The following is an 871-nucleotide window of genomic DNA, read 5'->3' as shown; positions in this document are numbered from 1 at the left end:
CAGCGGCGATGAATTTCGCTGGTTTTGATTTAGTAGGACAAGCAGGAAGCTCTTCTACAGGTAGATCAACTCAAGAGCTAGATACTTCTACAGCAGGTACATCTGGACAATTTAAACAAATAGGTATTTCCAAGGATCCCGACAATAGTGATACGAGTTCAGCAAACGTTAACGTTTATGTAATTCCAAACACTGGCGAGCATTCTTACTTACTAACAACAGCNTTAAGCTAATAGGAGTCTAATATGCCAATATCAAGATCACAACTGGTAAAGGAACTAGAACCGGGCNTNAANGCTTTGTTCGGTTTGGAATATGCCAGATACGAAAATCAACACGAAGNNATCTATGATATAGAAACTTCGGACAGAGCTTTTGAAGAAGAAGTAATGCTATCCGGTTTCGGTTCTGCGCAGGTAAAACCAGAAGGTACGTCAATTAACTTTGATGATGCTACTGAGTCTTTCACTGCAAGGTACACTCACGAAACTATAGCACTTGCTTTTGCGATTACTGAAGAAGCTGTAGAGGATAACCTTTACGACAGAATCAGCTCTCGTTACACAAAAGCACTTGCTCGTTCAATGAGTAACACCAAACAAGTAAAAGCGGCTAACGTATTAAACAATGCGTTTGATTCATCTTTTACTGGCGGTGATGGAGTAGAACTATGTTCTACAGCGCACCCGTCAACTGGTGGGAACATTAGAAATGAGTTGTCAACTGCGTCTGACTTAAATGAAACTTCACTTGAGCAGTCGCTAATCGATATTTCATTACTAACTGATGACAGAGGTCTAAAGATCGCTCTCAACGGTAGAAAAATGATTATACCGGTGCAACTACAGTTCGTAGCAGAAAGATTGATGAA

1 protein-coding gene is annotated in these 871 nt (G+C 40.5%); it reads left to right on the top strand.

The genetic code is table 11. From position 1 onward, the window contains the following. Positions 1–245: 245 nt before the first annotated feature. Positions 246–871, top strand: a 626-nt coding sequence (locus A3712_RS28865) for a phage major capsid protein (RefSeq protein WP_063523725.1), incomplete at its 3' end; no start/stop codon positions are given.

Origin of the sequence: Vibrio sp. HI00D65 (assembly GCF_001635455.1) — a bacterium.
Lineage (GTDB): Bacteria > Pseudomonadota > Gammaproteobacteria > Enterobacterales > Vibrionaceae > Vibrio.
Note: the sequence above shows the minus strand (reverse complement) of the source record. Positions and strands in the feature narration are given on the sequence as shown.